Here is a 25,330-nt window from a genome sequence, read left to right on the forward strand (position 1 = left end):
TCAACGGTCCAAAACCACGTTGTAAGTCGTTGTTTTTACGTGTGTGTAAGTGTGCAGGATTGTTGGTTTTAACGATGCCAGAAGAATGGCTAAGTCATTGAACTATAATAATTAACGGGCCTTTATTCCTATTTTTTTTAAAAGGATGTTGACGCCGATGTAATCGATGGAGTCCACGTCGAGCAAAGACATGGCAATTCCCCCGCGCCCGCGAACGGGCAAAGATTCAAGGCGCGTATTGTAATGGACTACGCCATCCTAAATAAGCAATCCGGGCATGAATGCAACACGTCGAAAACGGTGTTAGTCAAGCCTTGAATGCGTCCATGCGATAAGTCTTAAATAGGCTGGATTGGTGGCAAAACTTGACATCGATGTTTCGCGTCATGCGTCCGTCGGATGCGACCTTGCGCGGGTGGCGACTGCTCGTTGACCCGTTGATCCACCCGTTGAGGATGGTCGACGTCGCGGTGAGTGATCGGGTCTCGTGGAAAGAGGGTGGCGTGTACGGCGTGACGGTCCTGCTACCCCAGCATCATCTCGAAACTTCGTGAACTTGATGCTGAGCGTGTTCTCTTCGGCGCCATGCGCGGTAACACATTCCCCGTTTTGCGCACGAGGTGGGTGACACTCTTCGACAAGACATTGTCCTGGCAGCGCTTAATCACTCACCAAGCGACATACCAGAGAAAGCGGTCTTTCGCCTGTCCAAAACCGGAAGCCGGTGAGCTCCGCTCCGACGTCACGCGGCAGTCGATAGACAACTCAGCGTCGGGATCAGCGACTCCACCGCGCGCCGAATCCGGGATCGCATCCGATTGCTCCTGGCAAGCACCTACGCGTTTCGCGGATGCCTGTGGACTGGCCGAATGCCTGCGGCAAACGTCCGTGCTGCCCTATGACTTCATGGTCGAACCGCCTTCTCTGGAGCCTCGTGCCCGCGCTTGATCGCCAAGCCATCGAGAGAGATCTACGATTCAGCGGGCGACGGCATCGTGCGTCTCACGGCGCATACCGCCTTCGACGATCCGACCTCGCCGTCCGATGCGCGGCCTCGCCGCAGCATCGAGTTGCGCACGCTGCTGTTTTTCCGAGGTGTTGCCGGGGGGCAAGCAACACCCCCCGAGCGTCACCGGCCTAGAACGTGCGCCCTTCCACCAGGTGCGTCTTCACTCCGTTGAGCACATAGTCGCCGATGACCTTGGCCTTGTGATGCAGCGGGTTGTGGCTGAAGATCGTGCGCAGGTTGCGCCAGTGCCTGTCGAAGTTATGCTTGCGCGAGGTCGCCGATGCGCCGCCGGCATCGAACAGACGCTCGCCCGCTTGCAGCGCCAGCTTGCCCACGATGATCTGCGTGCGCGCCGTTGCGAGTGCGCCTTGCAGCGCGAGTTCGTCCGCCGCCGCATCGCCGCGCAGGATCGCATCCGACGAAATCCCGAGCGTGCGTGCGTTGTCGCGCACCAGCACGTCGATGGTGTGGCTGAGTGCCGAGAGCTCGCCCACGACCTGCTGGATGAACACGTCCTCGCGGGCCGTCGGCGCGGTGGAGTGCAACACCGGACGGCCATGAGCCGTGACGTAGGCACGCGCATCGGACACGATATTGCGCACGATGCCCGCGGCCACCGCCACCAGATGCAGTTGCCGATACGCGCCGCCATGCCGTCCGACGAGCGATGCGTAGCCTTTCGCGACCACTTCGTTCGGATCGACCTTGACGTCGTCGAACACGACGCTGCCGCTCGCCGTCATGCGCTGGCCCATGCCGTCCCAGTCGTCGAGCACCTCGAGCCCTTTGGAGCGTACGGGGATGACCGCCGTCACGCCGTGGCCTTGTTCGTCCACGAGGTTCGTGCGCACGAAGTCGGCGTAAGCGGTGCCGGTCGTGTAGTACTTCTTGCCCGTAACGCGAAAGTGGTCGCCGTCGCGCCGCAGGACGGTTTCGATCTCGCCCGCGCGCGCCGTGCCTTGTTCGCCCGACGCGCCGCCGAATAGCGCACCCTCGACGATGCGGCTCACTTGCCGGTCGTGAAAGGGCGTATGCGGCGCGAGGCGCATCGACTCGACCACGTCGAAATGCACGCGCAATGCGTGCGCGACATTGGATTCGGCGGCGGCCAGCGTCGTGACGACGTGGATCGCGTCTTCGAGGGTGCCGCCGAGTCCGCCGCGTTCGACGGGAATGCGCAGCGCGCCGAGGCCAGAGCGCCGGAACGCGTCGAAGGCCGAGAAGGGCAGTTCCCGGCGAATTTCGCGTTGGGCCGCGTCGACGCCGATTTCTTCCGCCAGCGCGGGCAGGGTGGCGAGCGCGTCGGAGAGACGCCTGGAGGGTTCGATGCTCATGTCGGGATTCGCGAAAGATGGGAAGGTTATCGGCGGAAAGCAGCGCCGGGATGACGAGGGTTGAGCAGCCTGCCGTGCCCGGAGAGTTTTTCGCGCAGGGTGCCGGGCGCGTAGCGCGTCTTGTAGCGTCCACGCCCCTGCAACTCGGGCACGATGAACTCGGCGAAGTCTTCGTAGGCTTCCGGCGTGACCGCATAGCTCAGGTTGAAACCGTCGATGCCGGTTTCATCGACCCAGTCTTCGAGCGCGTCGGCCACCTCGCCGGGCGCGCCGATGAAAACCGGCCCGCGTCCGCCGATCGCGTTGTGCAGTGCGAGTTCGCGCACCGTCCAGACGCGCTCCGGATCGAGCCGCGTGAAGCCCTCCAGCGCCGACGACGTGCCCGCGTCGAGCTGCATGTAGCGGATCGGCTCGTCGGGATCGTAGGTCGAGAAGTCGATGCCGGTCCAGCCCGAGAACATCGCGAGCGCGGCTTCGGGCGTCACGTAGCGGCGATAGTCCTCGTACTTGTCGCGCGCCTCGCGTGAGGTGCGGCCCGTGATGATCGTCGCCATCGTGAAGAACTGGATGTCGCGCGGGTCGCGGCCGGCCTTCACCGCTTCAGCCCGCGTGCCCGCGACCACGGGTGTCAGCACCTTCTTGCTCGGCCCGCTCAGGTAGATGCCTTCGGCATGACGTCCCGCGAAGCGCTGGCCGCGTGCGGACGATCCCGCCTGGAACAGGACCGGCGTGCGCTGCGGCGAAGGCTCGGTCATGTGGATGCCCTGCACCCTGAAGTACTTGCCCTGATGATCGACGCGATGCACCTTCGAAGGATCGGCGAACACGCCGGTGGCCGTATCGCGTACGCTCGCGCCGTCTTCCCAACTGCTTTCCCACAGCTTGTAGACCACGTCCATGTATTCATCGGCGATGTCGTAGCGCTCGTCGCGCGAGGCGATCGCGTCCTTGCCGAGCACCTTGACGCTGCTCTGTGCGAAGCCCGTGACGATGTTCCAGCCGATGCGCCCGCGTGTCAGATGATCGAGGGTCGACATGCGGCGCGCGAATACGTAGGGCGGCTCGTGATTGGCGTTGCTCGTCACACAGAGGCCGAGATCGTGCGTGGCGTAGGCCATCGCGGAGAGCGACATGACCGGGTCCTGCTTGGGCACCTGCGCGCCATGGCGCAGGGCGGTGTCGATGCTGCCGCCGTGCACGTCGTTCACGCCCACGCTGTCGGCCATGAAGAGCGAATCGATCAGGCCGCGTTCCAGCGTCTTAGCGAGATCGACCCAGTAGTCGAGCGTGTTGTAGTGCAGGGAGCGGTCGCGCGGATGCCGCCACATGCCCGGCGAGTGATGCACCGGGCTATGCAGCGCGAACGCGTTGACGCGAATTTCCTTTTTCGGATTCGATGCGGCGGAAGTCATAGGTACGGCTTGTCTCCGTTGATCGTCACGCGATAGCCCGAGCGCACTTCGGGGTGGTAGTCCCACACGGCGAGATGCTGGACCGCGCGGTTGTCCCAGAAAGCGATCGAATGCGGCTCCCAGCGAAAGCGCACCTGAAACTCGGGCGCCGCGAAGCGTGCGAAGAGCAGGCGCAGGATGCCTTCGCTTTCGGCTGCCGGCACGTTGTCGATATGCGTCGTGAAGTTCGAATTGACGAAGACCCCCCGGCGTCCTGTCTCGGGATGGGTGCGCACCACCGGATGCGAGGCCTTCGGGAATTTTTTCCCGGCATCGTCGATGCCGCGCAGGCGGTTGCGCTGCCGGTAGGTCGGCTCGCCGTCGTGCGTGGCGCTCAGGCCTTCGAGATAGGCCCGCAAGCCCGGCGAGAGCGATTCGTACACCGCATACGAGCTGGAAAAGAGCGTGTCGCCGCCGTGCGAAGGCAGCGTGTGCAGGTGCAGGATGCTGCCAAGCGGCGGTATTTCGTCGCACGAGACGTCCGAATGCCAGCGGTCGCCCGCGACGGCCTTCGAGCTCGCATCGCTGTGAATCCGCAGGATTTCGGGGTAGCCATCGGGGCCAGGGCTGTTCGGATGCACGTGCAGCGTGCCGAAGTAGCGGCCGAGCGCAAGGTGCTGGTCCAGGCTGATCGGCTGATCCCGAAAGAAGATGACCTGATGCGCGAGCAGTGCGCGGCGCACGTCCGACACTTGCTCGGGCGTGAGCGGCCGGGTCAGGTCGATGCCACCGATCTGCGCGCCGATACGGCGCGTGAGCGGCTCTACGGTGATGGTCTCGTAAGCGGTATCAAGCATGGGTTTCGTCCTTGCTGGGTGCAGTGCGGGAATCAGAGGGATGATGGGCGGCGCGATGCCGGGCGGCGGGATGGGGTGCTGCGAGATGCGCGGCGCCTTCGCCGTAGAGCTTCTCTCGCAGCGTGCCGGGGCGGTACGCGGGCTTATAGACGCCGCGCCGCCGCAGTTCGGGCACGACGAGATCGACGAAGTCCTCGTGCGTGCCCGGCAACAGCGCGTGGCTGAGATTGAAGCCATCGATGCCCGTCTGCGCTTTCCAGCGTTCGAGCGCATCGGCCACTTCGGTTGGCGAGCCGATGAACACCGGCCCCTTGCCGCCGATCGCGTTGAAGATCGCCAGTTCGCCGATGGTCCACACACGCTCGGGATCGGCGACGGTGAACGCTTCGATGGCCGACTGCATGCCTTCGCTCTTCACATAGCGCAGCGGATCATCGGGACTGTACTTCGACAGGTCGATGCCGCTCCAGCGTGAGAAGAGCGCGAGCGCCCCTTCCAGGCTCACGTGGCGCTGGATGTCCTGCCATTTCGCCTGCGCCTCTTCCGAAGTCGGCGCGACGATCACCGTCGCAAGCGCAAAGAACAACACCGACGCCGGATCGCGCCCGAGCGCGGCGGCGCGCTCGCGAATCTCCGCGACATCGCGCGCGACGAGACTGGCGGTCGGCGAACTCAGGAACACGCATTCGGCGTGGCGCGCGGCGAACGCCTTGCCGCGATTCGATGTGCCCGCCTGATAAAGCAAAGGCGTGCGCTGTGGCGAAGGCTCCGAGTAATGCGTGCCCTGCATCGAAAAGAATTTGCCCTCGTGCCGGATCTCATGCACGCGGCGCGGGTCCGCGAACACGCGTGCCTGCGCGTCGCGTACCGCCGCGCCTTCTTCCCAGCTTTCCTCCCACAGCCGATAGACGATCTCCATGTATTCATCGGCGAGGTCGTAGCGCTCGTCGTGCGGACGCGCATCCTGCTGGCCGATCGCGCGCGAGCCGCTTTGCCCGAAGCTCGTCACGATGTTCCAGCCGATGCGTCCACGCGTCAGATGATCGAGCGTCGACATGCGGCGCGCGAACAGGAACGGCGCCTCATAGCTCACGCTGCTCGTGACGGCGAAGCCGAGATGCTCGGTGACTTGCGCCATCGCGGAGACGAGCAGGAGCGGATCGAGCCGGGGAAACTGCAATCCCCAGCGCACGCCCGCGGCATTCGATCCGCCGTAGACGTCGTACTGGCTGATGCCGTCGGCGAAGAAAAGCGCGTCGTAGCCGCCGCGTTCGGCCGTGCGCGCAAGGTCGGTCCAGAGCGCGAGCGAGTTGTAGGCGAGCGCGCGGTCGCGCGGATGCGCCCAGAGCCCAGGCGACAGATGCGTCGGCGCGAAGGCCAGGAAGGCGTTGATGCGGATTTCCTTCGACATGGCGCAAGTCCTTTATGCCTTCGATGTGATGGGGAAGTGGCATGTGACGCGATGGGTCGCCGATAGCCGATGTTCGGGCGGCGCTTCCTTGCGGCACACCTCTCGTGCGGCCGGGCAGCGCGTGTGAAAGACACATCCCGCAGGCGGCGCAAGCGGCGACGGGATCTCTCCGCCGATCGCCTGAACGTCGAGCGCATCCGGCTCGGATGCGGCGATCAGCGCATGCGTGTAGGGATGCGCCGCGCGCTCCACGATGTCGTCGCGCGTGCCTTGCTCCATGAAGCGTCCGAGATAGAGCACGCCGATATGGCTGCTCATGAACGCGACGACGGCGAGATCATGCGAGATCAGCAGATAGGAGAGGCCGAGCGCGTCCTGAAGGTCTTTCAGCAAGTTGAGCACTTGCGCCTGAATCGATACGTCCAGCGCCGAGACCGGCTCGTCGAGCACGAGAATCTCCGGTTCCAGCGCGAGCGCGCGTGCGATCGCCACGCGCTGACGCTGGCCGCCGCTCAGTTCGCCGGGGCGGCGGCGCCTGAATTCGGCGGGCAGGCCCACTTGCGCGAGCAGTTCGAGGAGGCGCTTCTCCAGCGCGTCGCGCGCGAATCCTCTGCGCTGGATGCGCAACGGTTCGAGCACGATCTCGCCGATGCGCATCTGCGGATCGAGCGAGCCGAACGGGTCTTGCAGCACCGCCTGCACCGCACGCTGCCGCCAGCGCGTGTCGCTCTCACGCGCACGCTTGCCGAATACGCGCTCGCCGAAGCGCACTTCGCCGCGCGTCGGTTCATCCGCGCCGAGGATGATCCTGGCGAGCGTGGATTTGCCGGAGCCCGATTCGCCGACCAGCCCGAACGTGCCGCCGCGCGGCAGCACGAAGGACGCATTCTCCACGGCGCGCAGCATCTTCGGCCGTGAGAAGAGGCCGCCGCGCACGGGGAAAGTGCGCCCGATGTCCGAGACGCGGATGGCCGATGCCTGCGATTCCAGCGTGCTCATAAGGTGGCCGTCGCGAGGAGAGAATCCACCGCGATCTCGTTCGGTTCGAGATGCCAGCATGCGACGCTGCGGTGTTCGTCCAGTTCGCGGGTGGCGGGGTACGCGCTCAGGCAGTCGGCTTGCGCGCGCGGGCAACGCGGCGCGAACCGGCAACCCTCCGCGATGCTGCCCGGCAAGGGCGGCTGCCCCGGAATCACAGTCAGCCGATGCTGCACGCCATGCAGACGCGGCACCGCCCCGAGCAGCCCCTTCGTATAAGGATGCCGGGGCCGCGCGAAGATTTTCTCGACCGGACCCTGCTCAACGATGCGTCCCGCATACATCACCGCGACGTGGTCGCAGTAGCGGCGCACCAGGTGCAGGTCATGCGTGACGAGCACGATTGCGGTGCCGCGCTCGGCCTGCACGTCGCGAAGCAGATCGAGGATTTGCAGGCGCACGGTGATGTCGAGCGCGGTGGTCGGCTCGTCCGCGATCAACAGGCGCGGATCGCACGCGAGGTTCATCGCGATCGCCACGCGCTGTCGCATGCCGCCGCTGAACTGATGCGGATAGCTGTTCAAGCGGCTCTCGGGCGCGGGAATGCGCACCCGCCGCAGCAGATCGATCGCACGCGCCTCCCGTTCCTCGCGGCTTTTGATGCCGTCGCGATAGCGGAACATCTCGGTGATCTGCCGGCCAATCGTCAGGAGCGGGTTGAGCGAAGTCATCGGGTCTTGCAGGATCATGCCGATCTCGCGGCCGCGCAGCGTGTTCAGTTCGGCGGGCGTCTTGCCGCGCAAGTCGTGGCCGCCGAGCAGGATGCGGCCCCCGGCGATGCGCACGCCGCGCGGCGGCAAGCCGAGCACGGAGAGACACGTCACGCTCTTGCCGGAGCCGGATTCGCCGACGAGACCGAGCGTGCGGCCCGCGCGCACGGCGAAGCTCACGCCATCGACGAGACGCACGGGGCCATCCGAAGAGCGCGCTTCGGCCACGAGATTGTCGACTGTCAGCACTGTGCCGCTCATTGCCAGTCTCCATCGGCACGTTCGCCGCCTTGCAGGTACTCACCGATGCGATTGCTGCATAGCACGGTGGCGATCAGCACGAGCCCCGGCAGCGCGGAGAGCCACCACGCGGTATCGAGATAATTGCGGCCTTCGGCGATCATGCCGCCCCACGAAGGATCGGGCGGCTGCACGCCGAGACCGACGAAGCTCAACGCCGCTTCCATGAAAATCACGAGGCCGATGTCGAGCGTCAGCAGCACGACGAAGGTGTTGCGCACATTGGGCAACAGATGGCGCAACGCGACGTAGAGCGGCGACGCGCCCGCCAGCTTCGCGATCAGGATGAAGTCGCGCTCGCGCAGACTGAGCGCCTCGGCGCGGATGATGCGCGCGAAGCGCCCCCAGTTCGCCAGCGTCACGACGATCACGATGTTCGCGATGCTCGGCCCGCAGATGCCGACGATCAGCATCGCGAGGAACACGGGCGGAAGCGCGTACTGCGCGTCGACGATGCGCATCAGCGTCGCATCGAAACGTCCGCCGAGATAGGCCGACAGCAAACCCGCCAGCGCGCCGAAGAAGCCCGCCAGCAGCACCGCGCAGAACGCGATCGACAGCGAGATGCGGCCGCCGAACAGCGTGCGCGTGAAGACGTCGCGGCCCATCTGGTCCGTGCCGAACCAGTGGTGCCAGCCGGGCGCCTGGAACGTGGCCGACAGATCGATCGCGTTGGGATCGACACTCGAGAGCCAGGGCGCGAGCGCCGATCCCGCGACGATCGCCGCGAGCACGCCGGCCATGAACGTCACGCTCATGCGGGCACCAGCGTGCTCAGGGTCAAGGGAAAGAAAGCGTGCGCTCATGAGCGATACCGGATGCGCGGATCGATGAGCGCATAGAGCACATCGACTGCCAGATTGATCGAGACGAACAGCAGCACGGACACGATCACGGCGGCCTGCACCACGGTGAAGTCGAGCGTGCTGATGGCTTCGACCATGAGGCTGCCAAAGCCGGGCCACGAGAACACCGTTTCGATCGCCACCGCGCCGCCGATCAACACGCCGAACTGCGAGGCGGTGAACGCGACGATCGGCAGCGCCGCGTTCCTGAGTGCATGCGTGCCGATCACGACACGCTCGGGCAGGCCCTTGATGCGCGCCATGCGGATGTAGTCGGCTTCAAGCACGGTCAGCAAGTTGGCGCGCGTGAGGCGCGCGATGCCCGCCGCCGAATACCACGCGAGCGCCATCACGGGCAGGACCAGATGGCGCCAGGTGCCGTGCCCTCCGGTGGGCAGCCAGCCCCATTGCACGGAGAAGAGCCGGATCAGCAGCAGGGCGACGAAAAACGGCGGCGCGGCCTGTCCGAGCACTGCGAAGAGCGACGCAGAGCGATCGATCCACGAGCCGCGCCGCACCGCCGACGCAACGCCGAGCAGCAGCCCGACGGCAAGCGCCAGTGCGAGCGAGATCCCCACGAGCACGAGGCTCGAACCCAGCCGGCCTAGCGCCATCGACAGCGCCGGGGCGCCGAAGTGGAACGAGTTGCCCATATCCCCGCGCAGGATGCCGGCCAGAAAGCGCACGTATTGCAACGGCACGGGATCAGCAAGACCCAGTTGCTCGCGAAATAGCTGGCGGTCCGCCTCGGTGGCTTCGGGCGGCATCAACAGATAGGCGGGATCGCCCACCATGCGCACCAGCACGAAGATCAGGACCGACATCAGCCAGACCGTGATCAGGGCCGAGCCGAGGCGCCGCAGGGCATAAAAAAGCATCGCTCAGTTCCCGGCCACGCTCTGCGGCGCCCACTGGATGGTGCGGAAGTTCAGGAAGCCGCCGCCTTGTTGCGGCTGCCATTGCAGCGTCTTCTTCTTCGCGTACACATAGGTGAACTCGGAGATGAAGAAGGCGGCGGCATCGTCGTGAAGCTCGCGGCCGATCTGCTGGAAGACTTCGCCGCGCTTCGCCGTGTCGCTCACCTTGGAGACATCGGCGAGCAGCGCATCCACCTTCGGATTCGAATAGTCGGACCAGCTTCCGTTCGATGCGAACGCGCCGCTCACCGGATGCACGGGGTCGTACAGCGCGTTGGTGAACTGGCTCAAGGCGAGCGGCCCGGACGTGTGCGTGTTATTCAGGCGCTGGAAGGTCGCGTAGGTCAGTCGATTGAGCTTGACCTTCACGCCGACTTGTCCCCAGTAGGCCGCGATCGCTTCGGCGACGCCCTGCGGCATGTCGCCCTGAATGTTGAGCGTCGTGTCGAAGCCCTTCGGATAGCCCGCTTCCGCGAGCAGCGCCTTCGCCTTGGCCGGATCGTACGGGTACGGCTTGATCGAGTGGTCCGCGCCGTAGGGGTAGTAGTTGGAGATCATCGTACCGAGCGGTTCGCCCACGCCGTACAGCACGCTCTTGATGATGGCGTGGGTGTCGATCGCATAGCTCAACGCCTGGCGCACTTTGACGTTCGAGAACGGCGAGGTCTTGTCGCTGGTGTAGACGCGCACGTAGACGGGCGAGGCCACGCGGCTTTCGATCACATCCAGTCCGCTTTCCTTCTTGAGGCGCGCATAGTCGGAGAAGGGCAGCGCCACCGACAGATCGACTTCACCGCGCAGCACCGCATTGACGCGGCTAGCGGGCTCCGTGATCGCGCGGAAGATGAGCGTCTTGACGTGCGGCTTCTCGCCCCAGTAGTCGTCGAAGCGTTCGAGCACGAGTTCGCTTCCGCCCGGCGCAAGCGATTTGAACTTGTACGGCCCGAGCGAGATGGGCTTCTGTGCGAACGCATCGGGATTCGGCAGGCTCGCGAGATAGTCGGCCGGGATGATGTACAGGTAGCCGGCGATCTTGTTCGCGAATGCGCCATCGGGCGTTTTCAGCCTGAACACGACGGTGAGGTCGTCGGGCGTTTCGACGGAATCGACGACCGGCGCGAAGAACGGGCGACGCGTGCTCTTGCTGCGCGGATCGAGTATGTGTTCGAGCGATGCCTTCACGTCGCGCGATGTGAGCGTCGCGCCGTTGTGGAACTTCACGTTGGGACGCAGCTTGTAGGTGAACACGCGTGAATCGTCGGAGACCTTGACGTTCGTGGCAAGACGCGGCACGAGATTGCCCTTCAAATCGAATCCATAGAGCGTGTCGTAGATCTGCCAGCCATAGCGCAGCGAATCGCCGCTTACGGCCACGAGTCCGTCGAGGTTGTAGAACTCCTTCTCGACACCGATCACGACGGTGTCGCGATCGACCGCGGGTGCCGTGCTTGCCGCGAGTGAAGGTTCGATGAAAGCGCCGGACAAAGCGGCGGTCAAAACCAGTCCGCGAAGGACTGACGATAGGATGCGCATGGGTTGGTCGAAGTGCTGGGCGAGGACAGGTCTCGCCTCGCCGGAAGGAGAATGAACACGAATGCAGCATGATGAACTGGCACATCGTCGATTCGAAACGACTTAATCGCATATCGATATCAACCCGGCGGTCAGGACCTTTGCAGCGGCTGTCATGAAGGATGCGCCGTTCGGTAAAGCCTGCGCGGCGCACGATGCGCTGCCGTGAATTCGAAAGCATGAATCGTTTGTTTGCGGCGAGCGACGATCGCCCGATACTCGATTTCTCGACACATTTATTCGGATGCCCGTTCATGACCGTACCGCCGCTCGACTACGACCACTACGCGCGCGAGACGCTTCGACTCATCGGCCCCGATCCGGAGGATTGGGTCATCGGCCGTCCTGACATCGATCACAACGTCGTGATCGTCGGCGGCGGACAGACTGGCGCGGCGTTCGCGTTTGGGCTGCGGCGCGCGGGCATCGGCCGGGTGAGCGTGATCGATGCCGCGCCCGACGAAACGCACGCCGGCGTCTGGACCACGTTTGCAAGAATGAACCGCCTGCGCACGCCTAAGTCGCTCGCGGGGCCCGAAGCCGGGCTGCCCGCGCTGAGCTTTCAGGCATGGCACGAAGCGCGTCACGGCGAGGCTTCTTATGCGGACATCGAGCGCATCGGGCGCGCCCAATGGGCCGAGTATCTCGCCTGGTACAGGCATTTCCTCGACATCCCGATTCGTTACGGTACGACGCTCACACTCGTCGAGCCAGTGGGCACGCATTTCAGACTGCATCTGACGATTCGCACGGCGGAAGGCGTCGAGCAGCGCGTGGAGACCGCGCGCAAGATCGTTCTCTGCAACGGTGTCGCGGGCAACGGCAAGCCCAACATCGTGCCGCCGCTCACGGGACTACCGTCGAACCGTCTTGCGCACACGTCCGATGCCATCGACTTCGCATCGCTCTCCGGCAAGTCGGTGGCGGTGGTCGGCGGCGCGGCTTCGGCTTTCGATGCCGCGGCGACGGCGCTGGAAGCGGGCGCCGCCGACGTGCATCTGTTCGTGCGGCGCGCCGCGCTGGCAGCGGAGCCGGTTAGCCGCGCGCGCGCCTATCCGGGCGCGTACGACAACTTTCCCGCGCTGCCCGATGCGGTGCGCTGGCGACAAGCGTTGCGCTTCAGGCGCGCCGGCTCGACGGCGCCCGCCGATGCAGTGGCGCGCGTGACGGGCTTTTCCAACTTTCATCTGCATCTTGGAGCGCCCTGGCAGGAAGCGGCTGTGGCGGGCGAGCGGGTTCGGGCGCGTGCCGGCGATGGTTCGTTCGAGTTCGATTTCGTGATCGCGGGTACGGGCTACGCCGTCGACCTCCATGCGCGGCCCGAACTGGCGCACGTCGCCGATCATGTGCTGCTCTGGCGCCACCGCCACGCGCCCGCACCCGATGAACGCGATGACGCGCTCGGCGCACATCCCTATCTCGGCGACGCGCTCGAATATCTGGAAAAGAGGCCGGGCACAGCGCCATACCTGAAGAATATCCATGTCTTCAATCCGGCGGGGTTCGTGAGTCGCGGCGTGCCGGTCGGCGACGTGCCGTGCATGAAGCGCGACATTCCCGTCGTGATCCGGCGCATCAGCCAGGACTTGTTCCTCGAGGACCTCGATGCGCACGAGGCGCGCATGAATGCCGACGTTCCGGCGGATTTCGACGCGGCGCAGTATGAGCACCGTGTCTATCGTGAGACCGACGTTGAATCGGCGGGCTGAGGGCTGAAAGGCCGGGAACTCACCCGCCGATCCGGTTACACAAACAGCCGTTGCACCAGGCGCCTTCTGAACGCGAGCGTATGGACGATCCCCAAAACCGCAATGGCCGTGGCAAGGTGCGCGCTTCGCGCGCGAAGGCGCGACCGTCTACATTTCCGGACGCCGACAGGCCGAGCTCGACGCGGCAGTCGAGAGCATCGGCCACGGCGCGACAGGCATTCGCGCGACATCTCGTTGGCGGAAGACCCGCAGCGCATGTTCCGGATCGTGTCCGAAGCGCACGGGCGCCTCGACATTCTGTTTGCAAACGCGGGCGGCGGCGAATTCTCGCCACTCGGCCAGATTACCGAGGCGCAGTTCGACAAGTACTTCGGCATCAACGTCAAAGGCACTGTGTTCACCGTTCAAAACGCGCTGCCTTTGATGCCACCCGGCAGTGCCATCGTGATCACCGGTTCGATCGCTTCGATCCAGGGCATGCCGGCATTCGGCGTCTATGCCGCGACAAAGGCGGCTCTGCGCTCGTTTGCGCGGACGTGGGCCACCGATCTCAGGGGCCGCGACATCCGTGTCAACGTGGTCTCGCCCGGTGTGGTGGTCACGCCGGCCTGCAAGTCGGAACTCAAGCTCACCGATGAGCAGATCGATGCCTATCGCAAGGAAGTGAGTGAAACGACGCCGCTAGGTCGCGTCGGCGAAGCCGACGAGATCGCCAAAGCGGTATCGTTTCTCGGATCCGATGACGCGAGTTACATAACGGGCATCGAGATGTTCGTCGACGGCGGCAGGGCGCAGGTCTGAGGCTCGGCTTTTGCAAGGAGCCGAGGAAGTTGTCGAAAGCCGGGCTGCTTGCCAATAGAGACTCATGCTTGCCTTCGATGTCTGCAACTACCGCAAAGTGGTGCGTCGAATATTGCTGAAGGGCGGGCGTCCTGCTCCGCCCTTGGCGCGCAGAAGAGAGGCCCGGAACCCGGCGCGCTGGCGACGCCAAGCGCGCCGAATCGCGTCGATCCGGGTTCAACTGAACCTCCAGGAATCGCAGTCCCACGGGATTGATGCATTCCGGAGAAGTATCCCTTCTTCCCGCGCCCGTTTCTGACTTGCCACCGTACGCCTAGACTGCTTTCCAACGACGAAGCAACCGGAACAGGTCTCACCCGATTGCCGCGTTTCCATCAATCGAGTCTGGAGGTTCATCATGTTCAAGACAATCGTTTCGGCAGTCATCCTCGCTTCGGCTCTGGCTTCGCCTGTGCTTGCACACGCGCAGAACAACGATCCCGTCACCCGTGCGCAGGTGAAGTCCGAATTGGCGCAACTTCAACGAGCGGGCTATAGCCAGGGCGGTGACCAGGCCAATTACCCCGAAGCGCTACAAGCGGCGCAGAAGCGGGTGGATGCGCTGAACGCGGGTGCATCGTCGTATGGAGGATCGACCGAGAGTATCTCGGAGGCTGGCGGGCGGAGCCTGCACGCAACTGACAGCGTGAATCCCGTGGACTACAACCGTCCTTGATACGTCGGTTCGGATCGCGATTTACTGCATCACTTCAGGTCTGGTGAAAAGAAACTTGCGAGTGGCATCAGCAGCGAGAGGACTCGAGCCCTCGCCGGGCCGGAATATCAGTCAGCGGTCGAGGCGGAAAAGCAGCGAATCCCTGTCCGGGTAGTCGTACTGGATCGGCGCTTCGGATTTGTCGATCTGGCGGAAGCCGCTTTTAATGTAGAACGCGTGGGATCGCCTCGACGAGGAAGGGGTATCCAGGATGATGGTCTTTACGCTTCGCGAGTCGGCAAACGCCCGCAATGTTTCGAAGAGCGCGGAAGCGATTCCTGTCGCGGCGCCCCGGTGCTCCTTTGCAACGAAGAATTTCTTCAAGACCGCAACCGACTCGGTCTCAAGCTTGAGTGCGATTGTCCCGATCACCTGGCCTTGCTGGTTCAACGCAACCCAGAACCCTCCGCCGGTCCGCAGATAGCTGGACTCGATGTCCAGAAGGTCGGGTTGCTGGTCGAGTGATATGTCGAGATTGGCTTCCACGTTCTGAATCTTCAGAATCAGGTCGATAACACCGTCCCTGAACTCAGGACGGTAGTTGACGACGTTCCAGTTCCTGTTGGGCTGGCTGGCATTCACAGTGCGGCTCCCTGGACGGCGATGTGTACCCGTGGCGCGAACGTGCGCTCTCTTTTACGCTCGATCGCCCGGACGGCAGGTTGATATGTCGCGAATGTACCGAAGTTTTGCTGGCGCAGATAGAACGTTCTTGCAACCTCCGGACCGCACGCTCACGTGCTTCGAATTCAGCCGCGTGTCAATCGGGAATCTCGACCCGCAGCGCGTGGATCATCGCGAAGGCGTGATGCCGCGTCCAGACGTCGGCACCGCCGAGGCGGTCCGTCCAAAGGCGGCCGTCCGATGTCGGTGTGGTCAGAAGTTCGTTCGTGACCCGGTCGACCATGTCGTCGAGGTAGCCGTCCATCAGCGCCCAGATGTTGTCGAAGCCAGTCCGCGCGCCGATGTCCTCGATGCTCACGGACGCGAGGGCAGCCTTGGACGCGCTGCGTAACTGATGGACATATTCGCGCTGCGTCTCGACATCGGCGCGCGTTCCATAGCGTGTCAGGTGGCCACAGACCATCACATCGAAATCGTAGGCAAGGAGGAGATCGTGAGCGCCTATGAACTCGTGAACATCGTTGGCGACGGCCAGGTTCCTGAACGGCACCCAGCCCGGAAAGACGACGTCCACGAGCATCAGCACCTTTTGTCTAGGCTCGTAGATAAAGATGTTGCCGGGCTGGTGGATGTTGCCGCGATAGCGTAGTTCAAGCCGCTTGTTTCCGACTTCAAGGCAATACTCCTCAGCGAATGTAGTGGTGGGGCAGGGTCGGCGGCGGTCCTGGTAGCTGCGAAGCTTGTCCGTGGTGCTCTGCTGAGCAATGCGCACGGCGGCGTCCGGATAAATATCGGCCGCCCCGATGTGATCGAAGTGTGAGTGGCTATAGATCACATGCGTGATGGGCTCTGTGGTTTTCGATCTGATCGCATCGAGAAGCACGCTTCGCATTGAAGGAGGGGCGTCGATCACGATAACGCCTTGCCCTGTCGACAGGAATAGCGTGTCATAGCCTCCAGCGTTGATCCAGAAGGTGCCAGGCTTGATCTCTTCGAGCAGATAGCCGCTTGGACCGGGTTCGCGCGCAAGCGAGGATTTCGGCACGGCCGCGAATCCGCCCATGCATTGGGCGCACTGGTATCTCGGGGTTTGGACGCTCTCGCGGTCATTGCTGTTGATGTCGTCGGCTGGGTTGGAAGTCATGGGAAGCTCCTGCTGCGATCCAGTGTGGCGCCTTATGCACCATGCATCGTGGCGTTTGAGGATGGGGATGCATGTCGACCTTTAAGCACATCGCCGGCCACGCGTCGGGTCATGCGATGCCTATCGATGCAATCATCAGGAGGATTTGACGGGGCGCCGCATTCCACCGGTTTTGCGCTCAAGCGTCAAGGCATGCGCTGCTTCGTCGAAGTGCCGCGCGATGAAGATATTCGTCCTGTCCGCACACAATTTCTTTCCTTGCAGAAGCGATTTTTTGAATCCGCACGGTCTCATCGGCAAGAGGAGAGCGGCCACGAAGATCAACCTTCTGGTCATCGTGCGAAAGCAATAGAAACGCATTCAGGACCGTTCTCAACTGAAACCATGCGTAGGGCGTTACTGCCAGACTCTGGCGCATGGCATTCGTATGCCCGCGGTGGATTGCACCCGGGAAAGTGCTTTGTCTTAGCAGGAGGTGAAAGATGACCGAAGAATCGCGGCCGCCTTGTCCGCCGTTCACACAGGAGACGGCAGCCATGAAAGTCCGGCTTGCCGAAGACGGATGGAACACCCGTGACCCCGAACGCGTTTCGCTCGCCTATTCAATCGATTCACGCTGGCGCAACCGCGCCGAATTTGCGAACGGGCGGGCAGAAATCGTCGCGTTGCTCACGCGCAAGTGGCAGCGCGAACTCGAGTACCGGTTGATCAAGGAACTCTGGGCATTTACCGGTGCCCGCATTGCCGTGCGGTTCGCTTACGAGTGCCATGACGATTCGCGAAACTGGTTTCGATCGTACGGCAATGAAAACTGGGAGTTCGACGAACACGGGTTGATGATCCATCGCTACGCCTGCATCAATGATCTGCCGATCCGGGAATCCGAACGGCTCTTTCACTGGCCGCTCGGGCGGCGTCCGGACGATCATCCGGGATTGAGCGACCTCGCTCTTTAGCTCCGACCCGCTTCTACACGAACGCAGCCTTGCGATCCGTCGCGGGCTGCCGATATCCGCGACATCCATTCCTCAAGGGAGAAAGCCATGAAGCTCTACTATCATCCGTTGTCCGGCCATTCGCATCGCGCACGTCTCTTTTTGAACTTGCTTGGCGTGGAACACGAACTGATCGAGGTCGATCTCATGAAGGCGGAACACAAGTCGCCCGAGTTCCTGAAACTGAACCGCTTCGGCCAGGTACCTGTGCTGATCGACGGAGAGACGACGATCGCCGATTCGAACGCGATCCTCGTGTACCTGGCCAAGCAGCTCGGCAAGGCGGAATGGCTGCCAGAGACGCCGGAGGCGGCGGCGACCATTCAGCGCTGGCTGTCCGTCGCGGCGGGAGAGATTGCCTACGGACCTGCTGCCGCGCGATTGATCACGGTGTTCGGAGCCAAGCGCGATGCAGAAGAAGTCATCGACCGCGCGCACGCTGTGCTCAAGCTGATCGATGCTGAACTGAAGGGGCGCGAGTTTATCGCGGAGAACCATCCGACGATCGCGGATGTCGCACTTTACAGCTACATCGCGCGCGCGCCTGAGGGCAATGTCGATCTGACCGGCTATCCGAACGTGAATGGATGGCTGAGGCGTATCGAATCATTGCCCGGCTTCGTCGAGTTCAGAAAGACTCCAGCCGGCTTGACGGCTAACGCGTGATCCCCGGCGCCGGACGTACAGCGTCCGGCCTCATTCAAGCGAAAAGCGCTTGGGTCATCAGCGAACAGTCAACGACCGCATCGAGTTCTTCAGGGCAGTATGAATACATGGCGCCGGGACGGCGCTGCTTCGGATGATCTTTCGAACAGCCCGAAGTGGACGCGGCCGCCGCGCGCGAGAGCGCGGGTCTGCGCGGCCCATGAATGCCCCATTTGGCGCGCGACCATCGCCCGATGCGACGAGTGCTACGACATCGCGCTAACGACCTCGTCCGTCGATTGCGGCGACTATCAAAAGCAAATTCGGGCACTCACCGTGGGTGCGTTCGACATCCCGGGCGGCTGTCGCCGGGTGATGGCGTGATCCACTCGTGCAGCAGTCGTCGGCCTCCCTTACGCCTCGTTGCCTTGCCCCTTTCGATACAGGGTGGGTGAGTTCCCGGTCCACTTCCTGAATGACCTGCGGAAACTCGCTGCATCCGAAAACCCGATGCGCTCGGCGACCTGATCAATGGGAAGCCTCGTATTCTCAAGAAACTCGATAGCAAGTGACCGGCGAACGTCGTTCAACAACGATTGATATGAAATATGATCATCGGCCAATCGTCGATGCAATGTGCGGAGTGACATACCCAGCTGGGCCGCCATCTTCTCGGCGGAAGGGAACACGCCCGGCGCGTTCAAGCAGGCCATCCGTATTTGCCGGGGAAGCTCGGGGATTCCGTCCCGCTCCTCGAGAATGCGATCACAAAGTTGCTGACAGATTTGCGCAGTGATCGGATTTGCATTCGGGCACGGGCGATCCAGCACGCGAACGTCGAAATGCCACTCCATCGAGTCCGCACCGAACTCCACTGGACAATTGAACATCCTTTCGTAGTTTCGCCAATGCGGCGGCGCCGGATACGCCATGACCATCCGCTTCGACGGAAAAGGCGCTTCCAGCACCCGGCTGAATAGCACCGTCATCGAGCTCCGCCAGAATTCAGCGACAAACGGCAACAGGTCGCCAAGCGACGCGAGCCCATGGCTCCTCAGGATTCCGGTATCCCCCTCGGTGGAATAGCTGATTTGCAGAACTGCCCCGGCCATCGTGACATTTTCAACGCTGAATTTCAGGGCGTCTCCGAAAGTCGTACTGCTGACCATGGCGTAGCCATAGATACCGAAGTCACTGATTCTCTGACGCGCCCCTGCAAGCAATCCGACATCGGCACGCGTCGCAAGCCGACGAGCGTTTCGATAGATCGCGAGGCGTTGCCGGTGTGAGATTCGCGCCTGATGATCCTCCAGTTGTCTCGCATGGACGCCGGTATTCGCGAACAGCTTGTTCACGGAAACCCCTTCTGCCGCCAACTCGGCGGCGAGCGCGGTCAGCCCCAGCAGACTCTGCGTCGGAGCGTCGAGATCCGGATACAGGGGCGTCATCATTTTCGGTGGTCGCACGATCGTCTCACTCCAGCAAGCGGATATGCTCGCACAATTTTCATGTGCCTGTCGAGGGCGGTTTGGCACACTTTGACGCGGCAATTGGCATGCTTTGACGTTGCCGCTTATCGATGCGGCTGAGATAGTAACCATCAACGGCACACGCCGAAATAACAGATGGAGACGAGTCAATGAAGCCCTCTCTGACACCGGTGACAACCCTGATTAGCGCCCGTCGGAGCTGCATGGATGGCGCAATCGGCCCCCAGCGATATTCGCAATTCCCTCATCGCGGCCCAACCCTCGAGCAACGCCTCGGATGCCGCTCAGTCCCGCGGTCTTTCTCCGCCCAACGCACACTGTAGAGAGAACCATGACTACCGTAAAAATTCAAATGGATGGTGCCGTAGCAGTCGTTTCGCTGGCAAAGCCACCGCACAACCTGATCGACGACGCGATGATCGCGGATTTGCTCGCCGCGTATCGAGATGTAGTGGCCAAGGGCGCCCGCGCGATCGTGCTCAACAGTGAGATGCGTCACTTTTCCGCGGGTGCGGAAATGAGCGCCTTTGTTGACGGCAGGACGGCGATCCAGCACAACCCGGATCAATTCTTCGAGTTCCTCGATGTGCTCGAGAACGCACCGGTCCCAACACTCGCCGCCGTGCATGGAGCCGCGCTTGGCGGTGGCCTTGAACTGGCGCTCACCTGCGACATGATCATCGCGGCAGACACGGCCTACTTTGGGCAGGTCGAGAACATCGTGGGCCTGATCCCCTTGCTCGGGGGCACTCAACGACTCGTTCAGCGAGCGGGCGTCGTGCGGGCCAAGGAAATTGCGCTGATCGGCCGCCGCCACCCGGCGGAAGCATTTGAACGCTGGGGCATCATCAATCATGTTGTCCCTGAAGCCGAACTCCAGAGTGCCGCCATGTCGCTCGCCAAGCAACTGGCGGCAGGGCCCACCAAAGTTCTCAACGGTATCAAGCGGCAGGCCAACCTCGCGGCCAATGGCGGCGTGCATAGCGCAGACCTGGAACAGATCAACCTCAACAACATGATCTGGCAGACGGCCGACCGGGAACGAGGTTTCGCATCGTTCTTTTCGTCAGGGCCGGCAACAGCCGAATTCAAGGGAGACTGATCATGTCAGCACCACTCGAAGGCATTCGCGTGATCGATTTCACGCGGGTACTGGCCGGACCGCATTGCACCAAAACCCTGCTGGATCTCGGCGCGACCGTTACCAAGATCGAACCGCCTTCCGGCGATATCGGCCGCGTGAGCATGCCGCATATTGGCGACATGTCTCTGTACTACGTCCAGCAGAATGCCGGCAAGCGCAACGTCAGCCTGGACCTCAATTTCGCAGAAGCGCGGGCGATCGTGATCGACCTGTGCCGGGACGCGGACATCATCGTCGAAAACTTTCGCCCGGGAACGCTGGATCGGTTTGGACTCGGCTATGAGCAGGTACGCGCCTTCAACCCGTCCGTGGTTTATGCGTCCTTGAGCGGGTACGGGCAAGCGACGTCCTGGCGTAACCGCCCAGCGTTCGCGCCGACGGTGCAGGCCGAGTCGGGTCTCACCGACATCGTCCAGAACCACTTCGGCGATGCACTCACCGAGGTGCGTAACGACGCATGCAGCCACGCCGACATGTACACCGGACTTCACGGCGTGATCGGAATCCTGGCTGCCCTCCAGCATCGGTCCCGGACCGGAGAAGGGCAACACGTCGACGTCTCGATGGCCGCCACCATGCTGTCAGTGAACGAACGTGTAGGAGCACAACTTTCGGAGATCGATACAGAAGGCGAGCCGATCATTCTATCGGCGCCTGATTCGCACATCTTCAGCCTGCCGGATGGCCGCCAGCTCACCATCGCGGGCAGCCCGATCTACACGCCGATGTTTACGCGCTACTGCGCGATGATGCGCCGCAACGACTTGCTAAGCGATCCTCGCTTCGGCACGGCGCTCTTGCGGCGACAAAACATTGCTTATCTGCTGGCGGAGGTCCGCGCGTGGATCATCACCTTCAAGGATCTGGATCTGCTCCAGACGCAGGTAAGCGAAGCCGGACTGGCGATCGGTGTGGTCCGAAGCGTCAACGAATTCGCCGACTCCGAATGGGTACAGGAATGGGGTGCGCTGGTCGATGTGGACGACAGGTCCGGCGGCACGATACGCATGCCAGGTGCGCCGTGGCATTTTAGCCAGTCCGAGTTGCCGCTGCCCGGCAGTCCGGCTTTCCAGGGCGAGCATAACGTCGAGGTGCTCTCGGAGCACAACCTCAGCGCAGCGCTCATTCAGGATCTGCAGGAGCGTCGAATCCTCCTGAGCAGGCGCAATCCTGCAGGCGCGTTCGACTGAGCGCAAAAGTGGCTACCCGTGAATGCACTGGACAACGATCCAGGGCGGACGGTCGGGCCTACACCTGATTGAAGCGAGACGAACATGCCACACACTCTGAATCAGACTCACGATCCCGCTGCGCGCAGCTGGCTTGAGTCTGCCAACGTACCGTCGGTCGACTTTCCCATTCAAAACCTGCCGTTTTCAGTTTTCCGCAGAAAGCATTCCGATGAGGCGTTTCGGGGCGCAGTGGCGATCGGCGATCAACTCGTCGACATTTCAGCGTGGGCGTCTTATGCCGGTCTAAGGGAGACGGCAAGAGAAGCTGCGAAGGCGTGCTCGCAACCCGTTCTCAACACATTTTTTTCGATGGGTCCGTCTTCGTGGAGCGCGTTGCGACACGCCCTGTTCGAAGCCCTTCACGAGCACGCCAGTTCCCACGATCGCGCAGCGATCAAGGCGTGTCTGGTCCCGCTTTCCGAAGTGGAATACGGTCTGCCCGCGCAGATCGGCGACTACACGGATTTCTACACCTCGATCCACCATGCGACAAACATCAGCAAGCTACTCGGCTTGAGCGGTGTGAGTCCCAACTTCAAATCGATACCCATTGCCTACCATGGCCGAGTATCGAGCATTGGGCCAAGCGGTCAGCGGTTTCGGCGTCCAGCGGGCCAGATCATGCTGCCGGGCGCGGAAACCCCGACCTTCTCGCCGTCGCTCAAACTGGACTACGAACTCGAACTTGGCATTTACATCGGACAGGGCAACGCGGCCGGCGAGCCTATTGAACTGGATCGGGCCGATAGTCATGTGTTCGGGTTATGCCTGCTCAACGACTGGTCCGCCCGCGATATTCAAGCATGGGAGATGCAGCCGCTAGGACCGTTTCTCGCAAAGAATTTTGCCACCACCGTCTCGCCGTGGATCGTGACTCTCGAGGCACTGGCTCCGTTCAGACTTGCCTCGCCACGCCCGGACTCGGATGGAAGACCGTTGGCTTATCTCGATTCAAACGAGAACAGCGCGACAGGGGCAATCGATATCCAGTTGGAAGTCTGGATGGAGACCGCCCGTCACAGAGCCGGGAACCTCCCGGCGTCGCAACTCTCGCGCACCAGCTTCAAGTATCAATACTGGACCATCGCTCAGATGATCGCTCATCACGCCATCGGCGGCTGCAACCTGCGCCCCGGAGACCTGCTTGGAAGCGGCACGATTTCCGGTCCAGTGAAATCGGAAGCCGGGGCCTTGATGGAGCTTGCAAGCAACGGAAGCGCTCCGGTCACCCTCAGTACGGGTGAGAAGCGCAGCTACGTCGAGGATGGCGACGCCATCATTCTTCGCGGCTACTGTCAGAAACCAGGTTTCGCCCGGATTGGATTCGGAGAGAGCCGCGGCGAGGTCTTGCCGTCGAAGGTCTAGCGACATTACGCGTCACGACATCCACCATGCGCATGATAACGGAGGAGACACGACATGCATTCAATGGAATCAATCAACGCCGAGTTCGAGAGACAAAATGCGATGAAGGTCAGATCATCCAGCTTGTCCCTCATCGAGAAGACGCAAGCGCTTTCGCGGTTTCGGAACCGTTTCGTGTGGTCGTTGCTATACGCATCGCTGGGAATCTATTTCGGCCTGTTGGTGGCCGTCCTGGCGTGTCCCGGCGTGATGTCCCTGCGTGTGTACGGGGAGCTTAACCTTGGACTGCTCGCGGTAGTCGCTCAGTTTGCGCTCACGATCGTCACTTTCTGGGCTTACTGCGCATGGGCCGAACGAGCCTATGACCCGAAAGCCGCTGAACTCCTTCGCAGCGCTATTGCACAACTGAACGGTGATCGACATGAGTAATTTGATCAGTAGCGGCGCGCTCCGAATCATCGCTTTCGTAGGCTTTATCTGTCTCAGTCTCCTTCTGACTGGGTGGAGTACCCGCCGGTCGCGCGGAACATCCGGATTTTTCGTGGCGGGACGCAATCTGTCTCCTTCTCAGAACGGCCTGGCGCTAGCCGGCGACTTCATGTCCGCCGGATCATTTCTAGGTGTGACGGGACTGGTTTCATTATTCGGATTCGATGGGATCGTATATCAGGTCGGGTTCATTGCCGGCTGGATCATGATCATGCTGATCGTCGCCGAGCCGGTCAGAAACTGCGGTAAGTACACACTCTCCGACGTCGTCGCCCTTCGTTTGCGTAGCCGCGGCGTTCGAGCGGCTACATCGGGCTCTTCGCTGCTTATTTCGTTAGCCTACCTGCTCGCGCAACTCGTTGGAGGCGGAGCGCTGGCGAGTCTGCTACTGCCGATCGGCACCAACGCCGCGATCCTGCTGATCGGCGTGCTCATGATCGCGTATGTGTTGTTTGGCGGCATGGTGGCGGCTACCTATGTGCAGATCGTCAAGGCTGTTCTGGTCTGGACTGCCGGTGCCGTCCTTGTACTCCTTGCCCTGGCGCATTTCTCCTTCGACTTGGGCGCGTTATTCAACAAGGCGCGTCTGTCATCGCTGCATCCGGCGCAATACTTTCTTCCCGGCGGCTACTTCAAGGATCCGCTCGATACGCTGTCGCTCGCCCTCGCTCTGGTGTTGGGTACGGCAGGCTTGCCGCACGTCATGACCCGGTTTTACACGGTGCCGTCCGCCGTCGCGGCGAGAAAGTCCGCGAAAATCGGATTGATCGTGATGACGTCTTTTGCGGCCATGATGATCGTCCTCGGATTTTCCGCCAGCGCGATTGTGGGCCCGGCGGCGATTCTCGCCGCAAGCACTTCCGGAAACAGCGCCATCACACTGCTTGCGACGACGCTTGGCGGCGGCGCCGGTTCCCTTGGCGGGGAAGTCCTGCTGGCATGCGTCTCGGCGATTGCCTTTGCGACAATTCTTGCGGTCGTCTCCGGCATCATGATCTCGTCGGCCTCAACCATCTCTCACGACATCTTTGGTCAACTCTTCTCGGGATCGGGCAACAAGGAACGTCGGCAAGTCGTGATTGCAAAGATCGCTACCATCGTCTTCGGCGCCGTCGCCATGGGTCTCGCGCTGCTCGTCAAGACGTTCAATGTCGCGTTCCTCGTTGGGCTCGCGTTCGCCATCGCGGCAAGCGCGAACCTGCCTGTGATTCTCTTTTCAATGTACTGGCGGCGTTTTACAGACAGAGGCGCGGTCGCAGCAGTACTTGCCGGAACCCTCTCCTCGATTTGCCTTGTGCTCCTGGGGCCCGCGGTCATCGGTGCGAAAGGCATCATCTTCAAGGATTCCACTCCTCCGTTCTGGCTCTCGAATCCCGGACTCTTGAGCATTCCAGTGGGCTTTATCGCGGGTTGGGCCGGATCGCTCACGACACGTCGAAAGACTGTCGACGATTCCTTCGACGCACAGCAACTTCGAATGCTAAGCGGGCTCGGGGCAGAAGCCGCTTCAGAGCATTGATCAGACGCACATCAATCGTAGCTCGAACCTACCGC

Annotated in this window: 23 protein-coding genes and 1 pseudogene; 11 read left to right on the plus strand and 13 right to left on the minus strand. The window is 62.3% G+C overall.

All coding sequences use genetic code 11. From position 1 onward, the window contains the following. Positions 1–965 precede the first annotated feature (965 nt). Positions 966–1,091, plus strand: a pseudogene (locus AWB68_RS49275) (CmcJ/NvfI family oxidoreductase); the annotation flags it as partial. A gap of 46 nt (positions 1,092–1,137) precedes the next feature. Here the strand turns inward: AWB68_RS49275 and AWB68_RS04430 are convergent. The 9 genes from AWB68_RS04430 to AWB68_RS04470 are packed head-to-tail and all read right to left on the minus strand — an operon-like array spanning position 1,138 to position 11,309. Further along, positions 1,138–2,343 (minus strand): acyl-CoA dehydrogenase family protein, encoded by a 1,206-nt coding sequence (locus AWB68_RS04430; protein ID WP_087643144.1) that lies wholly within the window; start codon positions 2,341–2,343, stop codon positions 1,138–1,140. Between the two features lie 26 nt (positions 2,344–2,369). Further along, positions 2,370–3,755, minus strand: a complete 1,386-nt coding sequence (locus tag AWB68_RS04435) for an LLM class flavin-dependent oxidoreductase (protein ID WP_087643145.1) — start codon at positions 3,753–3,755, stop codon at positions 2,370–2,372. After that, positions 3,752–4,591, minus strand: a complete 840-nt coding sequence (locus AWB68_RS04440) for a TauD/TfdA dioxygenase family protein (protein ID WP_087643146.1) — start codon at positions 4,589–4,591, stop codon at positions 3,752–3,754. The genes AWB68_RS04435 and AWB68_RS04440 overlap by 4 nt, the downstream gene beginning before the upstream one ends. After that, the gene (locus tag AWB68_RS04445) at positions 4,584–6,002 is read right to left on the minus strand and encodes an LLM class flavin-dependent oxidoreductase (protein ID WP_087643147.1); all 1,419 of its coding nucleotides are present in this window, start codon (positions 6,000–6,002) and stop codon (positions 4,584–4,586) included. Before AWB68_RS04445 ends, AWB68_RS04440 begins: the two co-directional genes overlap by 8 nt. Before the next feature lie 12 nt (positions 6,003–6,014). After that, positions 6,015–7,001, minus strand: a complete 987-nt coding sequence (locus AWB68_RS04450; protein WP_235028199.1) for an ABC transporter ATP-binding protein — start codon at positions 6,999–7,001, stop codon at positions 6,015–6,017. Beyond that, complete coding sequence (locus AWB68_RS04455) at positions 6,998–8,011, minus strand: ABC transporter ATP-binding protein (protein ID WP_087643148.1); 1,014 nt, start codon at positions 8,009–8,011, stop codon at positions 6,998–7,000. The genes AWB68_RS04450 and AWB68_RS04455 overlap by 4 nt, the downstream gene beginning before the upstream one ends. Beyond that, on the minus strand, positions 8,008–8,808 hold the full coding sequence (locus AWB68_RS04460) for an ABC transporter permease (protein ID WP_160109967.1): 801 nt from the start codon (positions 8,806–8,808) through the stop codon (positions 8,008–8,010). The genes AWB68_RS04455 and AWB68_RS04460 overlap by 4 nt, the downstream gene beginning before the upstream one ends. Positions 8,809–8,852: 44 nt before the next feature. Beyond that, positions 8,853–9,773, minus strand: coding sequence for an ABC transporter permease (locus tag AWB68_RS04465; protein WP_087643150.1), 921 nt, complete (start codon positions 9,771–9,773; stop codon positions 8,853–8,855). A gap of 3 nt (positions 9,774–9,776) precedes the next feature. Next, positions 9,777–11,309 carry an ABC transporter substrate-binding protein gene (locus tag AWB68_RS04470; RefSeq protein ID WP_235028200.1) on the minus strand — a complete coding sequence of 511 codons (1,533 nt, stop codon included), beginning with the start codon at positions 11,307–11,309 and terminating at the stop codon, positions 9,777–9,779. 329 nt (positions 11,310–11,638) lie between these two features. On the opposite strand from AWB68_RS04470, the gene AWB68_RS04475 reads away from it, so the two are divergent. The 3 genes from AWB68_RS04475 (at position 11,639) to AWB68_RS04485 (ending at position 14,609) form a co-directional block, all read left to right on the plus strand. Beyond that, the gene (locus AWB68_RS04475; RefSeq protein WP_087643181.1) at positions 11,639–13,093 is read left to right on the plus strand and encodes a flavin-containing monooxygenase; all 1,455 of its coding nucleotides are present in this window, start codon (positions 11,639–11,641) and stop codon (positions 13,091–13,093) included. Between the two features lie 255 nt (positions 13,094–13,348). Then, entirely contained in the window at positions 13,349–13,894 is a 546-nt protein-coding gene (locus AWB68_RS04480) for an SDR family oxidoreductase (RefSeq protein ID WP_235028201.1), read from the plus strand. A 397-nt stretch (positions 13,895–14,291) separates the two neighbouring features. Then, positions 14,292–14,609, plus strand: a complete 318-nt coding sequence (locus AWB68_RS04485) for a DUF4148 domain-containing protein (protein WP_087643152.1) — start codon at positions 14,292–14,294, stop codon at positions 14,607–14,609. Between the two features lie 111 nt (positions 14,610–14,720). Here AWB68_RS04485 and AWB68_RS04490 read toward each other — a convergent pair whose 3' ends face one another. The 3 genes from AWB68_RS04490 to AWB68_RS48800 all read right to left on the minus strand — a co-directional run bounded on the left by AWB68_RS04490 (position 14,721) and on the right by AWB68_RS48800 (position 16,954). Continuing rightward, positions 14,721–15,230, minus strand: coding sequence for a GNAT family N-acetyltransferase (locus tag AWB68_RS04490; protein ID WP_087643153.1), 510 nt, complete (start codon positions 15,228–15,230; stop codon positions 14,721–14,723). Positions 15,231–15,408: 178 nt separating this feature from the next. Next, positions 15,409–16,317, minus strand: a complete 909-nt coding sequence (locus tag AWB68_RS04495; RefSeq protein WP_235028202.1) for an MBL fold metallo-hydrolase — start codon at positions 16,315–16,317, stop codon at positions 15,409–15,411. Between the two features lie 277 nt (positions 16,318–16,594). Further along, a complete protein-coding gene (locus tag AWB68_RS48800; RefSeq protein ID WP_200828628.1) occupies positions 16,595–16,954 on the minus strand; it encodes a hypothetical protein in 360 nt (119 codons plus the stop codon). Between AWB68_RS48800 and AWB68_RS04505 the strand changes: the two genes are divergently transcribed. Then, positions 16,899–17,372: a nuclear transport factor 2 family protein gene (locus tag AWB68_RS04505; protein WP_087643156.1), complete on the plus strand. Its 474-nt coding sequence runs from the start codon at positions 16,899–16,901 to the stop codon at positions 17,370–17,372. The two genes, AWB68_RS48800 and AWB68_RS04505, sit on opposite strands and share 56 nt — an antisense overlap. An 87-nt stretch (positions 17,373–17,459) precedes the next feature. Further along, the gene (locus AWB68_RS04510; RefSeq protein WP_087643157.1) at positions 17,460–18,077 is read left to right on the plus strand and encodes a glutathione S-transferase family protein; all 618 of its coding nucleotides are present in this window, start codon (positions 17,460–17,462) and stop codon (positions 18,075–18,077) included. Between the two features lie 392 nt (positions 18,078–18,469). On the opposite strand, the gene AWB68_RS04520 is transcribed toward AWB68_RS04510, so the two are convergent. Continuing rightward, positions 18,470–19,507 (minus strand): AraC family transcriptional regulator, encoded by a 1,038-nt coding sequence (locus AWB68_RS04520; protein WP_235028203.1) that lies wholly within the window; start codon positions 19,505–19,507, stop codon positions 18,470–18,472. A 370-nt stretch (positions 19,508–19,877) separates the two neighbouring features. On the opposite strand from AWB68_RS04520, the gene AWB68_RS04525 reads away from it, so the two are divergent. The 5 genes from AWB68_RS04525 (at position 19,878) to AWB68_RS04545 (ending at position 25,295) form a co-directional block, all read left to right on the plus strand. Next, positions 19,878–20,648, plus strand: a complete 771-nt coding sequence (locus AWB68_RS04525; RefSeq protein WP_087643160.1) for an enoyl-CoA hydratase/isomerase family protein — start codon at positions 19,878–19,880, stop codon at positions 20,646–20,648. A gap of 2 nt (positions 20,649–20,650) precedes the next feature. Next, complete coding sequence (locus AWB68_RS04530; protein WP_087643161.1) at positions 20,651–21,880, plus strand: CaiB/BaiF CoA transferase family protein; 1,230 nt, start codon at positions 20,651–20,653, stop codon at positions 21,878–21,880. An 84-nt stretch (positions 21,881–21,964) separates the two neighbouring features. Continuing rightward, positions 21,965–23,287 (plus strand): fumarylacetoacetase, encoded by a 1,323-nt coding sequence (fahA, locus tag AWB68_RS04535; RefSeq protein ID WP_087643162.1) that lies wholly within the window; start codon positions 21,965–21,967, stop codon positions 23,285–23,287. Between the two features lie 54 nt (positions 23,288–23,341). Beyond that, on the plus strand, positions 23,342–23,716 hold the full coding sequence (locus tag AWB68_RS04540) for a DUF485 domain-containing protein (RefSeq protein ID WP_087643163.1): 375 nt from the start codon (positions 23,342–23,344) through the stop codon (positions 23,714–23,716). After that, positions 23,709–25,295, plus strand: coding sequence for a solute symporter family protein (locus tag AWB68_RS04545; protein WP_087643164.1), 1,587 nt, complete (start codon positions 23,709–23,711; stop codon positions 25,293–25,295). Before AWB68_RS04540 ends, AWB68_RS04545 begins: the two co-directional genes overlap by 8 nt. The last annotated feature ends 35 nt before the right edge of the window (positions 25,296–25,330 follow it).

The sequence above is a fragment of the Caballeronia choica genome, assembly GCF_001544535.1.
Classification (GTDB): domain Bacteria; phylum Pseudomonadota; class Gammaproteobacteria; order Burkholderiales; family Burkholderiaceae; genus Caballeronia; species Caballeronia choica.